Origin of the sequence: Paenibacillus sp. 2TAB23 (assembly GCF_052115165.1) — a bacterium.
Lineage (GTDB): Bacteria > Bacillota > Bacilli > Paenibacillales > Paenibacillaceae > Pristimantibacillus.
In genome coordinates this window covers 213,834-232,232 of the sequence record NZ_JBFRGD010000008.1, presented here as the reverse complement: position 1 = coordinate 232,232, position 18,399 = coordinate 213,834, and the positions used below count along the sequence as shown (strand labels likewise).

19 protein-coding genes are annotated in these 18,399 nt (G+C 48.6%); all 19 read left to right on the top strand.

All coding sequences use genetic code 11. The features are described 5' to 3' along the window. Positions 1-412: 412 nt before the first annotated feature. The 19 genes from AB4Z29_RS14260 to AB4Z29_RS14170 all read left to right on the top strand — a co-directional run bounded on the left by AB4Z29_RS14260 (position 413) and on the right by AB4Z29_RS14170 (position 18,240). On the top strand, positions 413-856 hold the full coding sequence (locus tag AB4Z29_RS14260; protein WP_441943708.1) for a prepilin peptidase: 444 nt from the start codon (positions 413-415) through the stop codon (positions 854-856). Between the two features lie 92 nt (positions 857-948). Next, positions 949-1,728: an SAF domain-containing protein gene (locus AB4Z29_RS14255; RefSeq protein WP_441943707.1), complete on the top strand. Its 780-nt coding sequence runs from the start codon at positions 949-951 to the stop codon at positions 1,726-1,728. Positions 1,729-1,732: 4 nt separating this feature from the next. Further along, positions 1,733-2,944 carry an AAA family ATPase gene (locus AB4Z29_RS14250; protein ID WP_441943706.1) on the top strand — a complete coding sequence of 404 codons (1,212 nt, stop codon included), beginning with the start codon at positions 1,733-1,735 and terminating at the stop codon, positions 2,942-2,944. Then, positions 2,910-4,253 (top strand): CpaF family protein, encoded by a 1,344-nt coding sequence (locus tag AB4Z29_RS14245; RefSeq protein ID WP_441943705.1) that lies wholly within the window; start codon positions 2,910-2,912, stop codon positions 4,251-4,253. The genes AB4Z29_RS14250 and AB4Z29_RS14245 overlap by 35 nt, the downstream gene beginning before the upstream one ends. Next, a complete protein-coding gene (locus AB4Z29_RS14240) occupies positions 4,246-5,187 on the top strand; it encodes a type II secretion system F family protein (protein WP_441943704.1) in 942 nt (313 codons plus the stop codon). Before AB4Z29_RS14245 ends, AB4Z29_RS14240 begins: the two co-directional genes overlap by 8 nt. A 4-nt stretch (positions 5,188-5,191) precedes the next feature. Continuing rightward, positions 5,192-6,124, top strand: coding sequence for a type II secretion system F family protein (locus tag AB4Z29_RS14235; RefSeq protein ID WP_441943703.1), 933 nt, complete (start codon positions 5,192-5,194; stop codon positions 6,122-6,124). A 22-nt stretch (positions 6,125-6,146) separates the two neighbouring features. Next, entirely contained in the window at positions 6,147-6,368 is a 222-nt protein-coding gene (locus AB4Z29_RS14230; protein ID WP_441943702.1) for a Flp family type IVb pilin, read from the top strand. Beyond that, entirely contained in the window at positions 6,301-6,795 is a 495-nt protein-coding gene (locus AB4Z29_RS14225; protein WP_441943701.1) for a TadE/TadG family type IV pilus assembly protein, read from the top strand. The genes AB4Z29_RS14230 and AB4Z29_RS14225 overlap by 68 nt, the downstream gene beginning before the upstream one ends. Before the next feature lie 17 nt (positions 6,796-6,812). After that, entirely contained in the window at positions 6,813-8,573 is a 1,761-nt protein-coding gene (locus AB4Z29_RS14220) for a hypothetical protein (protein ID WP_441943700.1), read from the top strand. 5 nt (positions 8,574-8,578) lie between these two features. After that, positions 8,579-8,872 carry a hypothetical protein gene (locus AB4Z29_RS14215; protein ID WP_441943699.1) on the top strand — a complete coding sequence of 98 codons (294 nt, stop codon included), beginning with the start codon at positions 8,579-8,581 and terminating at the stop codon, positions 8,870-8,872. 31 nt (positions 8,873-8,903) lie between these two features. Next, a complete protein-coding gene (locus tag AB4Z29_RS14210) occupies positions 8,904-9,701 on the top strand; it encodes an S-layer homology domain-containing protein (RefSeq protein ID WP_441943698.1) in 798 nt (265 codons plus the stop codon). Further along, positions 9,665-10,516, top strand: coding sequence for a pilus assembly protein TadG-related protein (locus AB4Z29_RS14205; RefSeq protein WP_441943697.1), 852 nt, complete (start codon positions 9,665-9,667; stop codon positions 10,514-10,516). The genes AB4Z29_RS14210 and AB4Z29_RS14205 overlap by 37 nt, the downstream gene beginning before the upstream one ends. A 245-nt stretch (positions 10,517-10,761) precedes the next feature. Further along, a complete protein-coding gene (locus tag AB4Z29_RS14200) occupies positions 10,762-11,817 on the top strand; it encodes a fatty acid desaturase (RefSeq protein WP_441943696.1) in 1,056 nt (351 codons plus the stop codon). 161 nt (positions 11,818-11,978) lie between these two features. Next, the gene (locus tag AB4Z29_RS14195; RefSeq protein ID WP_441943695.1) at positions 11,979-13,097 is read left to right on the top strand and encodes a sensor histidine kinase; all 1,119 of its coding nucleotides are present in this window, start codon (positions 11,979-11,981) and stop codon (positions 13,095-13,097) included. 28 nt (positions 13,098-13,125) lie between these two features. Next, a complete protein-coding gene (locus AB4Z29_RS14190; RefSeq protein ID WP_441943694.1) occupies positions 13,126-13,725 on the top strand; it encodes a response regulator in 600 nt (199 codons plus the stop codon). 243 nt (positions 13,726-13,968) lie between these two features. Beyond that, positions 13,969-15,411 (top strand): nicotinate phosphoribosyltransferase, encoded by a 1,443-nt coding sequence (locus tag AB4Z29_RS14185; RefSeq protein WP_441943693.1) that lies wholly within the window; start codon positions 13,969-13,971, stop codon positions 15,409-15,411. Positions 15,412-15,655: 244 nt separating this feature from the next. Next, positions 15,656-16,681: an S-layer homology domain-containing protein gene (locus AB4Z29_RS14180; RefSeq protein WP_441943692.1), complete on the top strand. Its 1,026-nt coding sequence runs from the start codon at positions 15,656-15,658 to the stop codon at positions 16,679-16,681. A gap of 104 nt (positions 16,682-16,785) precedes the next feature. Continuing rightward, positions 16,786-16,956 (top strand): hypothetical protein, encoded by a 171-nt coding sequence (locus AB4Z29_RS14175; RefSeq protein WP_441943691.1) that lies wholly within the window; start codon positions 16,786-16,788, stop codon positions 16,954-16,956. 30 nt (positions 16,957-16,986) lie between these two features. After that, positions 16,987-18,240: an alpha-L-fucosidase gene (locus AB4Z29_RS14170; RefSeq protein ID WP_441943690.1), complete on the top strand. Its 1,254-nt coding sequence runs from the start codon at positions 16,987-16,989 to the stop codon at positions 18,238-18,240. Positions 18,241-18,399 lie beyond the last annotated feature (159 nt).

Sequence of the window (18,399 nt, the reverse complement as noted above, 5' to 3'; positions counted from 1 at the left end):
TATATGGCGTCATGGTGATCGGGCGAAAAGTAAATAGGTGGGATTTGAAATTAGTAAACGAGTACCAAAAAAGTAATACCGACCTCACTTATATGTAAAATGGCGCCGGGAAATAGACCTATTTTCCGCACGTATAGGATGATTCAACCAGACTATTTCTAGCCGACTGTGTCACTGCTACACTAGAACCTACGATTATTTAAAAAGAGCGATATGATCAATCTACGTCTCTTTTTTTTGTTATTTTTTGAGATATTTCGAGAATGTTGTTTTAAAAGGCTTAAATCTGTTTATTTAAACAAAGATAATAATCCGTTCACAAACAAAAATCCAATAAATGTAAGTAGAGGGATATCGTATTTACGACTAGGATATCCAGTACCTGCGCTTCTAGTTAGGATGATGCTTTTACATGCAATTGGTTATCACCGTACTGCTTGTCTGTCTATTAGTGTGCTGTGTCGTTACGGATGTGAGAAGCCGAATGATCTATGATGGGGTGACTCTTCCCGGCACATTCATGTTCTTGGTTCTCCATCTCGCAGCAAAGGATATTTCTATGCTTGAGCTAATCGCGGGAGCTGGCGGTCTTGGAGGGCTCGCATTGCTTGTCGCGGTGGTCAGCAAAGGGCAGTTCGGCGGCGGTGATATCAAGCTTTTCATGATGATCGGCGCATGTTTGGGCTGGTCGATTGGAATCTGGGCTTTTATGTTTACTTTTTTGGCTGCGGCTTTTATCGCTTTGCCGCTGCTTCTGCTGCAGAAGCTGCGTCCGCAGCAAAAGAAAGTGAAGGAGCTGCCAATGGCACCCTTCATTGCTATAGGAACGGCGCTTGCCATGTATTTGGCCTATTGAAGCGATACCGTTCAAAACCATGCTTTTTACATAAGGATGAACGGAGATTAGAGCATATGTTTATTACTAGAGACCAGGGGTGTTAGAAAGCTATGTTTGAGTCGAAAAGGCGCGCATTTCTATTATTGTTCGTATCCATTGCGCTAGGATTGATTGCTGTTGTTTTATTCTCAACGTACATGCAGGAAACAAAAGAAAGTATGGGGGAGCTGGTTATGGTCCAGGTTGCGGGAAATAACATTCCTGCCGGACAGCTCATTACGGAGGACTTGCTGACGGAGGAGCAAATTCCACGTAAGTATATGCTGGAATCTCTAATCCAATCGCCTGCAGAACTTGTTGGGAAGGTTTCCATGGTTCCGATTGCCAAAGGAGCGGTTATAACTTCTGTCATGCTTAGAGACAACAGTCTCGTGTCAGGCGAGTACCGTCAGGTTATGCTTCGCGCACCGATGTCTGTATTCGATGACCAGATTGATGCTTATGATGCGGTTGATATTCTCGTATCTTACGAGCAGGAAGGCGGCGCCAAGGAAGCTGCGACGGATCGTAGAACGACGAAGGTGCTTCTAAAAGGGGTAACCGTAAGCAGCGTTCATAAGAGCGGTGACGAAACGATAGCTGTAGGCGTGCTCTTGAAGCTTGCTGACACGAAAAGCTTAATTTGGGCGCTTAATTACGGGAAAGAGGTTCGTTTGCTCAAAACGGGCAATGCGAAGGCCTCGCAGGAGGCTCCAAAGCTTGAGGGTGCTGCTGCTGTGAACACGCCAGCTAATCCGAATCCGACAGCTAAACCTGTGTCATCTGTAAGCACCAAGCCGACTGCGAAACCGGCGCCAACTGCCGTTGCGCCGCCGAAAGGAGGGCAATAAGCCTGTGAATTCTGCAAAAATATCGATCATTTCAGATGACAGCCGCCTGATGCAGCAGCTTGTTCAGCATGTTAACTTTCTGAATCTAAGCATTGGAGAAACCATTGATAAGCCAAGAGAGGCCTATATGCATCTGCATCCGCTGGAGCCGCGGGTCGTGCTTCTTGCTGAGCCGCTTGAGGAGATGAACATTCCGCAAATCGTGCAACAATTAAAAAAAGTAAACAGCAGTGCGCCTATTATTTTTATGTCGCGTGATGGCCGATTTGAGCAGCTGCGAGAGCTTTATCGAAGCGGTGTATCCGACATTCTACGTGTACCGGATGAGCTTGGCCAGCTCGAAACGCTGCTCGATAAAACCGTGCGACAAACCTCAGATAACCGGGAACGGAGCAGAGCACTCGGCTCAACCGGGTCAGAAGGCGGCCAGGTCATTGCTCTTTACAGCGCCAAAGGCGGCTCGGGTACAACTACGGCAGGCATTAATTTGGCGCAAGGACTTGCTATTCAGTCCGGTGCCCGCGTTCTGCTCATCGACCTAAACATGCAATTCGGCGGTCTGCAGCAGTATTTGGATATCCAGTCTGAGCGGAATTTAGGTGATCTAAAGTCTGTGCTAAAGGAATTGACATACAGCCAATTAGATAATGTCCTATACAAGCTGGCTCCCTCTGATGTTCATCTGCTGCTGTCGCCGGCTCATCCGCAGGAGGCAGAAAACTTTAAAGGCGAGGATATCGAGCTCTTATTCGCCGCTTGCCGCGCGCACTTTGATTATATCGTGCTGGATTTGCCGAAGGAGCTGAATGAAATATCAATCTGTGCTTTAGGCCAGGCGGACCGGGTGCTTTATTTGCTTCATTTGGATCGTCCTTCGATTGTGAGAATGAAAGGCGTATTTGATATTCTGGAGCGCTATCACTTGACCCACGAAGAGAAGCTGTCCATTGTGGTGAACAGGCACAGCAAGAAAAATGATGTCACGCTAGAGCATCTTGGGAAGATGACGCTGATTCCGGTTATCGGCGTCTTGTCAGAGGACGTGAAGCGCAATGTCCAGACGTCTATGAACCTTGGAAAACCGCTTCTGACCGAGAAGAAGGTGAAGGGACTTAAAGGTCCTGCGAAGGATTACATGACTTTGGCTGCAGAATTGCTTAAGCAAGAAGGGGGCGTGAATCGTGTCCATCTTCCATCAGTTAAGCAGTCGTCTTGAGGATTCGCCGAAGGTCGAAAAGAGCGCTCAGGATTATATTGATTTTCTCTTCAATCATTACAAGGAAAGGCTTCTAAAAGAAACCAACTTGGACCAATTAATCAAGCTTCCCAACTTTCAAAAGAGACGGACGATTGAGAAGCTAATCACCGACATGCTGGAGCAGGAAAAAGTCATCATTACACAGCTGGACAAGACGAAGCTGCTGGATATGATCCTTAACGACTCCGTGGGCTATGGGCCGCTTGAGCCGCTGCTGCAGGATGAGGACATTACCGAAATCATGGTAAACGGTCCGAATGAAGTGTACATAGAGAAAAAAGGAACGATCACGCTCTCGCATATATCGTTTAAGAATCAAGAGCATATTCGCCATATCATTGACCGGATCGTAGCGCCGATCGGCAGACGAATCGACGAGAGCTCACCGCTTGTAGACGGAAGGCTCGAGGATGGCAGCCGGATAAATGCAGCGATTCCCCCAATTGCTTTGTACGGACCGGTGCTGACCATTCGAAAATTCAAGAAGGATCCGTATGCGATGCATAACCTACTGGAATTTCAATCGCTGTCAAAGAAAATGTCGGAGTTTCTTGAAGCAGCGGCGGCTGGAAAGATGAATATTCTCATTTCTGGCGGTACAGGCAGCGGCAAAACAACGCTCTTGAACGTCGTCTCTGCAGCGATTCCCGTTGGAGAACGCGTGATAACGATCGAGGATATGGCAGAGCTTAGACTGGGGCGCAAAAACTGTGTTTCCTTGGAGGCAAGGCCAGCCAATATGGAGGGAACCGGTGAGATTACGATTCGCCATCTCGTACGCAATGCGCTTCGGATGAGACCAGACCGCATTATCGTTGGTGAGGTGCGCGGCGGAGAAGCAATGGATATGCTGCAGGCGATGAATACCGGCCATGAAGGCTCGTTAACGACGATTCATGCCAATACCCCGCGCGATGCGATGTCGCGGCTTGAGGCGATGATTCTGATGAGCAATACCTCAATGACTGCTGAAGTCGTGAGGCCGTTTATATCTGCCGCGATTCAGATTGTCGTTCAGACGCTGCGTTTGTCTGACGGCTCGCGGAAGGTTGTGTCCATTGCCGAGGCGGTTGACGAGTCGGGGGAGCTGAAGCTCGTGGACATTTTCCGCTATCGCAGAACAGGCACAAGCGCAAACGGAAAAAGTATAGGACGGTATGAAACAACGGGATATGTTCCGAATTGTTATGAGAAGTTGAAGGCTTACGGCTATGACCTTGGCATAGATTTTTTTGCCGAAGGTCTGGAGGAAGTGACTTATGTCTAACGAGCTATGGTTAAGTATCGTAATATTTCTTGCCGTTGCACTAGGGTCGCTGGGCATCTATGAGCTTGGTGGCGTCCGCAAACGGATGAACGGTCTTCACCGCAAGCTGGATGAGCTGCATACCGAGGAGGCCAAAGCGTCGAGAGGATTCTATCATCGGCTCTCGCTCCGTTTCAAGCAAACAGAGTATGGCCGGAGCCTGGAAGACCGATTGGAGGCCTCCAACTTGAAGCGGAGCCCGCTCGACTGGCTGCTCATATTGACTGTGATCTGGGTCGTGTTTTCCATTCTCGTAGAACGAATGATGGGCCTGGGTGTGCCTTACAATCTGCTTGCTGCTTACTTTGTAATCAACTGGGGCTCTAAGCAATGGCTTAAGTCCAGAAGTAGCAAGTTCAGCCAGCTCATTAATCGACAGCTGCCCGAGGTTTGCCGGATGCTCTCAAGCTGTATTCGCGCCGGTATGAGCGTGCAACAAGGGATTGATGTCGTAGCGAAAGAGCTGAAGCCGCCTGCGGGGCTATTGTTCCAAACGATGTCCAGGGAGCTTAAGATGGGAACGACGCTTCACCTCGTGTTAGAACGGGTACATGAACGCTTCACCAGCAAGGATATTCGCTTGCTGACGCAAACGGTTATCGTACAGCGTCAAGCGGGAGGCAATCTTGGACAGGCGCTTGACCATTTGGCCAAAACGCTGGAGGAGCGCGAGCGCATGAATAAAGAGATTAGCAATCAGACTGCAGAATCACGTTACATAGCGCTTACGCTTGCATTGATGCCGGTTTTCCTCATCGTCGTGTTTAATATGGTATTTAAAGGTTTTATTATGCCCATATTCACGCTGCCCGGCATGATCCTTGTGGCAGTGGTGCTGATTCTGATGACGGCAGGCTTCCTGATGATTCGCAAAGTATCCAATATAAAGGCGTGACAATATGAATGAGTGGACTGAACTATTGTTGTATACAGGCTTTGCAGTGTGGAGCTTGTCCATGCTGTTGTTCTGGCGATACCGACTTCATCGAATAGCATTGCTTAAACGGCTGGGCTTGATCAAGCTGGAGAAGAAAAAGAAGGAAAAGTGGACGAATCGCTTCTCCGTGCGCGTGTTCGCGTGGTCGAAGCAGCTCGCGCCGATCGGACGCCGATTTCGTATGTTCTCGAATGAAGAGGAGCTGGAGCGTAAGATCGCATTGGCTGGGTATCCGGGAGGTTTGCAGCTAGATTCCTTCTATGGCTTTCGCTTTCTGTGTCTATTCTCTGGCTTGCTGGGGGGGACGATCTTATCCTGGCTTGGCATAGGCGGGGGAGGTACGATTCTTGCTCTGTTCGCGGCCGGCCTTGTGTTCCCTTCAATGTGGATCCGGGCAGCTGCAGCTCGGAGGCAGGAGCAAATAGCGATTGAGCTTCCTGATTTCATGGATGCAATGAGTGTGACGCTGCAAGCTGGTGTGCCGCTGGATCCTGCGATGAAGCAAATCGTGAAGACGATGGAAGGGCCTTTGCAGGAGGAGTTAAGCCGATTTCAGCAAGAGCTGGATATTGGCGTACCGAGAGAACAGGCATATCTTCGTTTAATGCACCGCAATCAATGCAAAGATCTAGAAACACTCATTCTGTCCTTAATTCAAGGCAGCAAACTAGGTGTACCGATAGCGAATACGTTCAAGCTGCTTGCGGAGGACATGCGAGAGTCGCGTATCGGCCGAATAAAGGAGCGGGCTGCGAAGGCTGGACCGAAGGTAACGCTTATTACGACCTTTGTTATTCTGCCCGCCGTCATCCTTTGCGTAATAGGATTGCTCGTTCTTAACTTTATGTACAACCCGGAAGGTCTAGGCATTTCTTGGGATGCATTCAACATGTAATAAGAGAGGAGGTGAACGGATCATGCTAACGAAATTTGGAATCAAATTATATGGCAAATCAGTTCAAATTTGGAATCATACAAAAAACCAACGGGGTGCGCAGGCCATTGAATACATTGGGGTTGCTGCCCTTGCTGTCGTACTCATTCTCGCGATGATTAAGCTGTTTGGAAGCGATGGTGATGGAATTGCGAAAAAATTGGTGGACAAGCTTAAAGATTTTATCGATAAAATTAGTCTTTAATCGTAGAAGGGGCCGAGTTAATCCTATCGGCCCCTTGAGGCGGCTAGTAGGGAATGAGAGGGGCTCCCAAGCGATTGAGTTTGTTGGGGTGCTGCCTTTGTTCCTGTTAATGATCTTAATTGTTACACAGTTCGTCTATGCGGGCGTGACCGTTGTCGTGGCGAAGCAGGTTGCGATGGAGGGCGCGCGTGCTGCGATGGTCGAACTTACGTCTGGTGCCAATTACGAGACAGCAGTTCGCAATGCTGCCGGTAAATATAAGGTGAACAGCCTATCTAAGCATGAGTATGTTTCTGGATCGGATACCTATGTCACTGTGAAGGTAACGTTGGAATCTCCTATCGTGACAGGAGGGTTGTTCCGATCGTCCGGCATAACGCTTCCGGTTTCCTCAGAGGTAACGGTGCGTAAGGAAGACATGGAATAGCCGCTGGCTGAGAGGTTGTGATTACGATTCGAAAGAGCTCGAAGCGGCGCTTCTTTCTTGCGCTGACAATCATAATATGGATATGTACATCAGTACCTTCTGCTTTTGCAGAAAAGGCTGATATCGATACACAGCTTGATTCCTACACGATACCGGATAAAAGTGTTCCGAAAGCTCCTATAATTGTGGATACAGCTGTGCCGGACGGCTCCACTGTTCAGCCCCCCTCATATGAAGTAGGCGATTCCGAGCCGGACTCAGGCCAAGGGGGATTGCCCGATTCTCCGGGGGGGAACGGCGAAATGCCAGGCTACGATTCCGGAAGCAGCCGGCCAGACGGTTCGATAGGCGGAGAAGGCGTCGGGACACCGGGTGAGGGTGGGGCAGATGATGTGAATCCACCATCTGCCAATCAGCCGGGCGGAGAAACAGCTGTCGATGGTCAGCAGGGCAAGGACGGGACGTCAGACGGCCCGGCAGATACTCAAGATCCGCAGCTACCTGGAACAAATGGCGGGAATAGCTCGCCGTCAGGATCAGATTCGCAGACTGGAGAGGCTGGAGGTACGGATGAAACTGGTACAGAGAATTCAGAAACGTCCGATACCGAAACATCAGATACCGAATCATCAGACACTGGCGAGCAGAGCACAAAGGATCCGGAAAACAAGCCATGGTATGAAGGCTTCTTTAATCAGGTTAAGCAAGCGGCGACGGGAGCATTGGCTGGCGCCATTGGCGCTGTAATCGTCATTGTGGTAGTTGTAGCAGTAGCTGCTTTGCTTGGCGTAACCATTGGGGTACCTCTGTTGATCGTTGCAGCAGCCGCGGGTATAATCGCGGGAGCGGTATATGCGCTGTATGCAGGTGATTCCTTTAATTTCCTCAAAGGGATCGGGATAGGCGGATTGGCAGCCATATCTGTCATTTCCATCGGCCAAGCTGGAATTGCCGCAGCTTTCCGCGGCGGTTGGCAGCTCGTTACGAACCTCGGCGTGCGGGGAGCAATCAGAGCTGCAGGCTCGCGAATTGCAACCTTTGCTCAAGGTGCATTTAGTGCGCTTAGAGGCGGTATAACGGCATTAGTGCGCTCACCGATTGCCACACTCAAATCGACGATCCTATCCAAAACGTTTGGCTTTACGGTTTCGCTTAATATGGGAATGAATGTATTCGGCAAGCTTGCTTTTGAAGGAACGATGCCGACTCTTCAGGAGGGTGCTTTAATGCTCGCAGAAAGTGTTGCCGGAGCTCTTATTTTCGATAAAATCGGAGACTTGATCGGCAAGCAGGCTTTGAGCACACTTGGTAAACGGATGTCCTCCTTTGTTGCAAGCGCTTTTGAGTCAATGACGATTAATGTGCTGCTTAAACGGGAAAACGCGGACGCGGCTAGCGCGTCGCAGGTTGGTTTTTTTAAAGCGTTTATCCTGCAGCCGCTGCTTGGACTGCGCTTGAACCGCTGGCGTACGAATGAGCAGGTAGGCACGGCGCTGTCTGATCTGGAGGCTAGAGGCATTACAGTAGATTCCTCAAATATCGGTAATAAAAAAATGACGAACGTGCAGCTTGATCAGCTTTGGAGAGACGGAGCAAATCCCAACTCGGTACGCCATTGGGGTCAGGACGGGCATCAAGTTACCCAGAATCAGTATGACAGGCTGCTGGAAAACCAAGATAAGCTGACGCAGATGGAGAATAAGCAGGAAGTCGTTGAGAAGCTGACAGAGAAAGTGATCGAGGAGCCGGTCAAGGATAAATTTGGACTAGGGAAGTGAGTAGAATGCTCAAGCGGGTCCGTGCAATGGATGATAAGCAGCTGCTACGCGGCGTATGGTGGAATACCGGTATTTTTGCTGTTGTTTTTCTCATTATGTGTTACTTGGCCGGTGATCACAATTATGTCAGTTTTCAGACAGCAGTCATTATATTAATTGTTGTTTACATTCCGGGTTTGCTGCTATTGCTAGCTATGTATGTCAAAGCAGATGCTGAAACGCGCAGAGCTTATAACATRCGAATCGGATTAGTTGCAGCCGCCGGCGTAATATTAATGGCGTGGAGATACATGAATTAGCGAGTGCCGTAGAAAAGGATGTGTATCAGCGTTGCTTAAACGAATGGCTTTTTTAGTTCTATCCGCGTGCCTTGCTTCTATTATACTTGCAGGCTGTTTCGGCGGAGCTGGGCCTGAGGAAGATGTGGTAACTTCGAATGAAGCTGTCACTGAAGTACCATCGCCTACGGCGGTAAATACGCCATCCAATCAAGAGGAGCAAAGTACCGAGACTCCAGCGGCATCAACGCAGCCGGAGACTGTACAGGCTGTTGATGCAGCAGGTCATGTTTCTGAGACGTTCATTGCAAAGCTGCTGCAGGGCGGAAACATTGAACTGGACGCTGAGGGGAATTTCCGGCCCAATGAGGCTATTACAAGATCGGAATTTATTCATTGGATGTACGGATATGACAACAAAGGCATTAAGCCTTTCAAGCCTTCCGCTCCGAGCTTCGTTGATGTGCCCGCTCAGCATGCAGACTTTGAACTAATAGAAGGGCTTTATCAAGCTGGGGTCATCACCGGATTCCCAGATCAAACCATGAAGCTGGATAAGGAGCTTTCGCGAGAGGAGCTATGCCTGCTTTGGGGTTGGTATCAAAGTGCGGACAGCGTAATCGATCCGATTATACCGCTTGCTTCCGCGGAGCTTAGCTTGAAGCCTTATGGAGACGGAGATAAGGTTGGCCAAATATTCATCCGGGCTGTCGATAAGTATCTGACTAACGAAGACAGCTCGTACACAGCCGTGTTCGGGAAAACGCCGAAGCTGAATCCGCAAGGCTCGGTTTCAAGGGCGGAAGCGGCACAATGGATCGTATCGTACAGCGAGAAGAAGGAAGGGTAACAAAGGTGATGGGCAAGGTGAAAGGGGATTCCTGTCGGTGCGGTATAGTAGCAGCCGTGAAGAATGAGCGCGGAAGCATGTCGCTGCTTGCGATAGGCACCTTAGCGCTTGTAATCATCGTAAGTGTCTACTTGTTTTACTTTTTTACGGTTTTCATTGAAAAGCGGCAAGCGCAAAACATTGCCGATGCAGCATCGCTGACTGCTGTTCAGACTATCAGGGAAGAATACGAGGAGGCAATGCAGGACAAGGCTGAGAGAGAGTTGCAACAATTTCTTCTCGAATATGACGAGCTGCTCAATCCTCCAGCGTCAGTGCCTGATACAGAGGAAGAAGCGTCAACGCCTGAGAATGGAAGCGAACCGGGAGACGGTGAAGCTGGCTCTGATATCCCTACACTGCCAACGATTAAGCTTGAAGATCTGATAGATAGCCTGGAGCTGCGCCGTTTGATTAAGGATGGTGGCTTTGATAAAGAGGAGCATTGGCCGCTTGTCGCCAAGGAGAGCTATTTCTCGGATCAATTCACAGCTCGGAAAAATGGCGATCTCTTATACGACGTCATTAGGCGGGAGTCGGGCAAAGTTGAATCGGTTGCGAGAGAAGCAGTTACGGCAAATAAGGGCAAGGCTGGCGGAAGCCTAACCTTTCCCGTGGAAGGCGAGCCTAAATTTCTTCTCAAAGCTACCCGTACAATGAAGCTTGACAGCGTCGGTTTCGAAAAGGACATCATTACGGGAGCCGCCGCAGGAATTTCTTCTAAAGAGGTCCCGATCGACGTTAGCGGAAAGCCGCCTTTTACGATATATTGGTAACGAAAAGCTGCATTTGGAAAGTCTATGACTTTTCCGAATGCAGCTTTTATTATGAATGAAATTCCCCTTTAATTGTTAATATTAGCAGAGAAAGGTGGCAGACTTACGTTATATATGACATTTGTCATATGAACGGATGACACTTATGACTATGAGCGCATGACGCTTTTCTTTACAATAAAGTTAGAATACTGCGATAGACGCCACGGACACTCCTAAGCGTCATATTGAGGAGGAAGAATGCGATGACAGAGCTGAAGCACGCTCACCTGAAGAAAGAAGTTGCCCCATTTGAAAAAACGGATTTGAAGTCCAGCATCAGACAGTTAATCAACACGTTAGTGCCTCTTGTTCTGCTCTGGTATGCTGCTTACTATAGTCTCTCGATTTCGTATTGGCTTACGGCACCGCTTGTGCTGCTTACATCAGGTTTTGTCATCCGTACCTTCATCATCTTCCATGACTGCTGTCACGGCTCTTTCTTTAAAAGTAAAAAAGCGAATGACATTTTTGGGACAATCACAGGTGTCATCACGCTCGTTCCTTATAGACAATGGAAAAACTCGCATTCCATCCATCACGCAACAAGCAGCAACCTCGACAAACGAGGTACCGGTGATCTATGGATTCTGACAGTAGAGGAATACGCGGCTTCTTCGTTTATGCGCCGCTTTGCTTATCGCATGTACAGACATCCGCTTGTTATGTTCGGACTTGGTCCAATTGGCGTTTTCCTTATCCAATACCGTTTCAACGTTAAAGGTGCAAGACGCAAGGAACGCTTGAATACGTATTTGACGAATGCATCTATCGTAGGCTTATATGCGCTTCTGATTTGGGCAATTGGCTGGCAGTCCTTCCTTCTCGTGCAAGGACCGGTGTTCTTTGTATCTGGCTTGCTGGGCATTTGGCTGTTCTATGTACAGCATCAATTCGAAGATTCCTACTTTGAGCATGAAGATGAATGGAGTTACGTGAACGCGGCTGTTGACGGAAGCTCATACTACAAGCTGCCGAAGGTACTGCAATGGATTACAGGCAACATTGGCTTTCACCATGTTCATCATTTAAGCCCTAAGGTTCCCAACTATAATCTGGAGAAAGCGCATAATGCGACGCCTCCGCTTCATAAAGCAACGACAATTACGATAAGCGAAAGCTTGGAATCGCTGCAATTCCGCTTGTGGGACGAAACGGACAAGAAATTCGTCAGCTTCAAAGGGATTAAGCATCGCCTTCGGAAGGTGCAGTCGAATTCCGATAAGCTTAAAGCCACTCAGCCTAGCTTGAAATTCAAATAAGGTCTGCCAAATAGACAACCATGAAGCCACGCCCTCACAGGCTGGCTTCTCGTATGTATAACGATAAGTAAAATAAATACGTCTTGAGATGTATATGATAAAATGGTACTATGCTCGCTCCTTGCAGCTCGATTCGGCTTTAACACAAAGGATGAACGACGATGAACAAATGGTATCAGATCTTTCATAAAAATACAGGCTTGAGCCCATATGTGTGGGTCGTATTCTGTATTTTGCCTTTCTATTTTATATTCCGCTCATCCACTCCTTATCAGGCTGTATCGGGCATCATTATGATTATTTTGTTTTTTATATGCTACCGGCTCTCCTTTGTATCCAAAGGCTGGCTCGTATATTTCTGGACGAGTGTGCAGATTGTCATATCGATTGCGATGACTTTGTTGTTCAGCTACGTCTATTTTTCGATTTTCTTAGCCTTTTTTATCGGGAATATACAGAATAGGGCTGGATTCTTTACCTTGTATGCGATCCATATCGTCAGCACGTTCATTACGGTCAATTATGGCTTTGCTACACAAAACTCTTTGTTTTTCACGCAGTTTCCGTTTATTCTCATCAGCTTGATTGTAGTCATTCTGCTGCCTTTCAATACGTACAACAAAAACAAGCAAGGCCAGCTGGAAGGACAGCTTGAGGATGCGAACAAACGGATATCGGAGCTCGTCAAGATGGAAGAGAGACAACGGATCGCGCGCGATCTGCATGATACGCTCGGACAGAAGCTTTCCTTGATCGGCTTGAAAAGTGATTTGGCTGGAAAGCTGATGCTCAAAAACCCCGCTCAAGCGCAGGAGGAAATTAACGACGTTCGCCAGACGGCTAGAACCGCGCTTAAGGAAGTTAGGGAAATGGTTACCCAAATGCGAGGCACGCGTATCGAAGACGAGATGTTTCGGATCAAGCAGATTCTGAAGGCAGCCGAAATTGAATTCGAATTCGAAGGGAATATAAAGCTGGGTACGACGGATTTATTGACCGAAAATGTGCTTAGCATGTGCTTGAAGGAAGCTGTTACGAATGTAGTCAAGCATAGCGAAGCCTCTGCCTGCACCGTTACGATTCAGTCCTCACGCGCAGAACTGCTTCTCATGGTGAAGGACAACGGGGTAGGTATTCCCGAGTCGGCCCGCAACTACGGAGGGCATGGTCTTCAAGGCATGAAGGAGCGTTTGGAATTCGTGAACGGCAGCTTGGATATCGTTAACAAAGACGGTGCAACGCTAGTCATTAAAATACCTAATGTGATTAAACAAATCTAATGCAATTGCGAGAGAGGGGATGGAGGGTATGATTAGAATTGTCATAGCTGAGGATCAACGCATGCTGCTTGGCGCTCTCGCTTCCTTGCTTGATTTGGAAGATGACATGAAGGTCGTCGGAAGAGCGAGTAACGGAGAGGATGCTGTCAGCCTTGTCCATCAGCATAAACCGGATATTTGCATTATGGATATCGAGATGCCTGCCAAAACGGGGCTTGATGCCGCGGAGGAGCTGAAGGGGGAAGACTGTAAGGTGATCATCCTGACCACCTTTGCAAGATCCGGTTATTTTGAACGTGCACTTAAAGCGGGCGTGAGCGGGTACTTGCTAAAGGACAGCCCGAGCGAAGAATTGGCTGACTCGATTCGCAGCGTCATGGCTGGCCGGCGCATCTTTGCATCTGAGCTGGTTGACGAAGCCTACGGCCAAGAAAACCCGTTAACGGAACGTGAGAAGGAAGTGCTCGTTCTTGTAGCCGATGGCAAGAATACGAAAGAAATAGCGAGTGAGCTGTTTATCACGACGGGAACGGTGCGCAACTATATCTCCGTTATTCTAGACAAGCTCGACGTCAGTAACCGTATCGAGGCGATTACCCGCTTCAAGGAGAAGGGCTGGTTCAAATAACATGCCTAATTGCACGTGCAGGCAAACCATTCCGCGCTATTGAGAGGAGCCATCCGATCTCAGCAGCGCTATTTTTGTTTACAATCTAGGAAAGGATATGCGTGAGCTCATCCTTTCTCTATACGTTTCGCCGTAACGATGGCGTCTATAAAAAAGACGCCGTCAGGCATTTCTTCTTATATACAGGTATAAGAGTGAAAGGAATGGGTATTGGAAAGAGTAATAGGGAAGGGAGAGATGGGGATGAGCGATACGAATTTAACACTTCATACCGATAAATATCAAATTAACATGATGTATGCACACTGGCTGCAGGGAAGCTTGAACGAGAAAGCGGTATTTGAAGCCTATTTCCGCAAGCTCCCTTTCGGCAATGGCTTCGCTGTTTTTGCCGGGCTGGAGAGAATCGTATCTTATATCCGGGCGCTGTCGTTCGGAGAAGAAGAAATTACATATTTGCGTGCGCAAGAGGAATGCTATAAAGAGGAGTTTCTTCAAGAGCTAAAAAATTTCCGCTTCACCGGCAATCTTTATGCCGTTGAAGAAGGGACGCTTGTATTCGCGAACGAGCCGCTGCTTTGCGTGGAGGCACGGGTATTCGAAGCGCAGCTGGTAGAGACGGCAATCTTGAATATGATGAATTACCAGACATTAATCGCAACAAAGGCCGCACGGATCAAACAGGTTGCAGCGAATGATATTTTACTTGAGTTTGGCACAAGACGCGCGCAGGAGGCGGATGCTGCCATTTGGGGAGCAAGAGCCTCCTATATAGCGGGCTTCCATGCCACCTCGAATATGCGTGCGGGGATGTTGTTTGGGATACCGGCCAAAGGAACCCATGCCCATTCCTGGGTGCAGGGCCATGACTCGGAGGAAGAGGCGTTCCGTGCGTATGCGGAGTCGCTGCCTGACCATGTAACCTTGCTGGTAGACACCTATAATACGCTCAAAAGCGGTGTTCCTAGCGCGATCCAAATCGCAAGGGAGCTGGAGAAGCAAGGAAAGCGAATGAATGCGATCCGACTAGATAGCGGGGATCTTGCGTATTTATCGCAGATGGCTCGGAAGATGCTGGATGAGGCCGGTTTTCCATATGTGCAAATCGTGGCTTCCAATGATCTTGATGAGGGCATTATCTCGAATTTGAAGTCGCAAGGAGCCAAGATCGATGTCTGGGGTGTGGGTACCAAGCTCATTACTGCAGCTGACCAGCCATCGCTCGGTGGCGTATACAAGCTTGTCGCGCGCGAGAAAAACGGCGGCTATGAGCCGGTAATCAAAATATCAGCGAACCCGGAGAAGGTGTCAACGCCGGGCTTCAAATCGCTTTACCGGATCATTAACAAGGAGACAGGCAAAGCGGAGGCGGATTATATCGCGCTGAAGGCTGAACAGCATATCGCAAAGGGTGAGCGAATAAAGCTCTTTGATCCGATTCATCCCTACATTCATAAATATATTGAGCGTTATGAGGCGCTGCCGCTATTAAAACCGATCTTTATTGACGGAGAGCTTGCATACGAGCTGCCGGGCTTGGAGCAAATTAGAGATTACCATCTCAGACAGTTCGATTGGTTTTGGCCGCAATATTTGCGCAAGCTGAATGCGGAGGCCTACCGGGTTAATTTGAGCGAAGCATTGTGGGAGCTGAAGCGTGATCTTATACAGCAGCATCAGCTGTAGGCGATGCACGCTCAGGCAGCATGCTATCAATAAGCAAATAGAGGGGCAGCCGACTTCATCTTGGATGATGGTCGGCTGCCCCTTTTGATCGAGAGCGACTAAAAGTCAAAGCAGGACCATTATGAAAAAGAGCGCAGCCTTGCAAATGCGAAGAAGCACTGAAATTTGTCGAAAATGAAGGTATTTCCAGAAGGGCTGTAGAATGGTATACGAGTATTGATACCATATTCTCGGAGGTAAGCAAATGAAAAGAACGAAGAAGGCTTTATTTATAATGATGACCGTTTGTTTGATGTCGCTGTCATTCATTATGCCGGCTGCAGCAGCAGAAGTTTCAAAGGACAAGTACACCTATTCGGTATCCAAAAGCTTAGGCGAAGTGGATGAGGTCATCACGATTGAGGATCTAGGCGAGCTTTACGAGGATCTGGAAGTAACATCGACGATCGTGCCGGATAAAGCAGTGCTTACGTTTACGGCGAAAGCAACGACTAGTGCAGTCGTATTAGGCTACAGCCTAGAGAAGGGAATTCTCGTTTCCGAATCTCTTCCATGGACGATAAAAGGCAAGAAAGAGCTTGTGAACAGCCTTGCTGCCAATACAACGGGAACGGTAGCCTTTGAATACGGCTTGCCGTATTATGAATTGTTCCTATTTGATGAGGCGACTGGTGACCAAACGAGTTATTTTTTCAAAATCGACAAAGGTAATGTTGCAGGCGACCAGCCTGATGCATGGGCCAAAACAGAGGTGGATGCAGCTATTGCGGGAGGCCTCGTTCCAGAAGGACTGCAAAGCTATTATAAACAGCAAATTTCGCGCGCGGACTTCGCGAAGCTCATTGTTAATTTGCTAGAGGTTACGACAGGCAAAACGATCGATGCCATTCTGGAAGAGAACGAAGTGAGCTTGAACGATAACCCTTTCACGGATACGACGATCAAACAAGTCATCGCTGCTAATCTTATGGGTATCGTTAACGGTAAAGGAAACGGAAAGTTTGATCCTTACGGCAGTATCACTAGGCAAGAAGCGGCTGTTATGCTCACGAATACGGTAGATGTGTTCGGCTTTGACATCACGGGCGATGCTTCGGCTTTTGCGGACAATAAGCAAATCGCCAGCTGGGCAAAGCCTAGCGTTGATTTTGTATTCACTTTTGGCGTTATGAACGGTACGGGCAGCAACAATTTCAGTCCAAAAGGCACGTACACACGCCAGCAGGCTTATACGACCATTTTGCGATTGAGCAATCTGATGGCTGAATAACCATTGCATGCTGTTGAGGAGATGTTGAACGGTCTACATGACCGAACAGCATCTCTTTTTTTGCCAACATACAGGCGAAAGTTTTCTTTTTTCTCCCTGCGGTTATGGAAACAGAAATTAGTGAAGCCGTATATATCGCTATTATCGCTCTGTTATTGGGAGCAACAGCTGAAAAAGGGGGAGAGGTTGAATATTTCCCATTGAATGAGATTCAAAAACGGATTATGGTCAAAGAAACCGAGGCAGCTGCAGAGGACGAAAGAAGCGGCGATTGAATGCGTGGATATGCCGACGATATCGGATAAATGGAGGGGACAAATTTGACTGAACCGTATTTAGCGAAGCCAACGCAGCAGCAGCTGGCATGGCAGGACTATGAGCTGGGCATGTTTTGTCATTTTGGATTGAACACGTTTTGCAATCACGAATGGGGAGAAGGCAAGGATAGCCCTGAGGCGTTTAATCCGACTGAATTGGATGCCAGGCAATGGGCAAAGACGGCTAAGCAAGCCGGATTTCGTTATGTGATGCTTACTGCGAAGCATCATGACGGCTTCTGCTTATGGCCGACGAATACGACCGCATATTCTGTCCAATCCAGTCCATGGCGGAACGGAGAAGGGGATGTCGTTCGTGAATGCTCGGAGGCTTGTCTGGAAGAAGGACTGGGCTTCGGCATTTACCTGTCGCCGTGGGATCGGCATGATCCTCGCTATCCGGATGAAGCAGCCTATGATGAGATTTACTGCGAGCAGCTAACGGAGCTGCTCACAGGTTACGGCCCGCTCGTTGAAGTGTGGTTCGATGGCGCGGGCTCTGAAGGCAGGCAATACGACTGGCCGCGTATTATGGACCTCGTGAGGAAATACCAGCCTAATGCCATCGTGTTTAATATGGGAGCGCCGACCGCACGCTGGGTAGGCAACGAGGATGGAGTCGCTCCTTATCCTTGCTGGAATACGGCGGATGAGGCGCGAGTCAGCATGTTCACAAATGATATGACAGCATGGCTGCCGGAAACGCCGGATTGGGTACCGGCTGAATGTCCGGTTCCGATCCGAGGCAATCATTGGTTTTGGCATCCGAATGACGAGACGCCGCTCCGTTCGCTGGAGGAGCTCATCGATATATACGAAAGATCAGTCGGCCATGGCGCGATGCTGCTGTTAAACGCAGCGCCTGACAGCAGGGGCTTGATTCCGGATGCGGAGGTCAAGCGGTTGTTGGAGCTGGGCGACGAAATCAAACGAAGATATGGAACACCCCTGGCGGAGAGCAGCGGCAGCAATTCGGTTTCGATTCGCTTGGAACAAGAGGCAGATATCCATCGCATCGTTCTGATGGAGCAAATCGAGCGGGGGGAACGGGTTCGCAGTTATATGGTGGAAGCGGAAAGCGGCGGCGAGTGGACGGTAATCGCGAGAGGCAGTGCGATCGGCCATAAGAAGATCGATCGACTTCTTCAACCTGCTCGCACCTCGCATATCCGCTTAACGATATTGGAGAGTGTGGGGACGCCTCATATTCGTTCGTTTTCCATTTATAATACGAAAAGCTAAGGCGGCTTCGCCATGACAGTGGACGTATGAATGGTGAGAATAAAGCGGTATTCATTCCCCGGTAATAGGATCGAAACGGAGAAAAGGTTGCACTTTGTTACGCAAAGTGCAGCTTTTTTTTGTGGAAAATCGCTGTTCTACTGCGCTTTTTAGAAAAAT

Bases quoted from the DNA above. Each gene is read 5' to 3' on its own strand.
- AB4Z29_RS14260 (WP_441943708.1), top strand. From the start codon at position 413: ATGCAATTGGTTATCACCGTACTGCTTGTCTGTCTATTAGTGTGCTGT.
- AB4Z29_RS14255 (WP_441943707.1), top strand. From the start codon at position 949: ATGTTTGAGTCGAAAAGGCGCGCATTTCTATTATTGTTCGTATCCATT.
- AB4Z29_RS14240 (WP_441943704.1), top strand. From the start codon at position 4,246: ATGTCTAACGAGCTATGGTTAAGTATCGTAATATTTCTTGCCGTTGCA.
- AB4Z29_RS14235 (WP_441943703.1), top strand. From the start codon at position 5,192: ATGAATGAGTGGACTGAACTATTGTTGTATACAGGCTTTGCAGTGTGG.
- AB4Z29_RS14230 (WP_441943702.1), top strand. From the start codon at position 6,147: ATGCTAACGAAATTTGGAATCAAATTATATGGCAAATCAGTTCAAATT.
- AB4Z29_RS14225 (WP_441943701.1), top strand. From the start codon at position 6,301: ATGGTGATGGAATTGCGAAAAAATTGGTGGACAAGCTTAAAGATTTTA.
- AB4Z29_RS14205 (WP_441943697.1), top strand. From the start codon at position 9,665: ATGGATCGTATCGTACAGCGAGAAGAAGGAAGGGTAACAAAGGTGATG.
- AB4Z29_RS14200 (WP_441943696.1), top strand. From the start codon at position 10,762: ATGACAGAGCTGAAGCACGCTCACCTGAAGAAAGAAGTTGCCCCATTT.
- AB4Z29_RS14195 (WP_441943695.1), top strand. From the start codon at position 11,979: ATGAACAAATGGTATCAGATCTTTCATAAAAATACAGGCTTGAGCCCA.
- AB4Z29_RS14190 (WP_441943694.1), top strand. From the start codon at position 13,126: ATGATTAGAATTGTCATAGCTGAGGATCAACGCATGCTGCTTGGCGCT.
- AB4Z29_RS14185 (WP_441943693.1), top strand. From the start codon at position 13,969: ATGAGCGATACGAATTTAACACTTCATACCGATAAATATCAAATTAAC.
- AB4Z29_RS14180 (WP_441943692.1), top strand. From the start codon at position 15,656: ATGAAAAGAACGAAGAAGGCTTTATTTATAATGATGACCGTTTGTTTG.
- AB4Z29_RS14175 (WP_441943691.1), top strand. From the start codon at position 16,786: ATGGAAACAGAAATTAGTGAAGCCGTATATATCGCTATTATCGCTCTG.
- AB4Z29_RS14170 (WP_441943690.1), top strand. From the start codon at position 16,987: ATGGAGGGGACAAATTTGACTGAACCGTATTTAGCGAAGCCAACGCAG.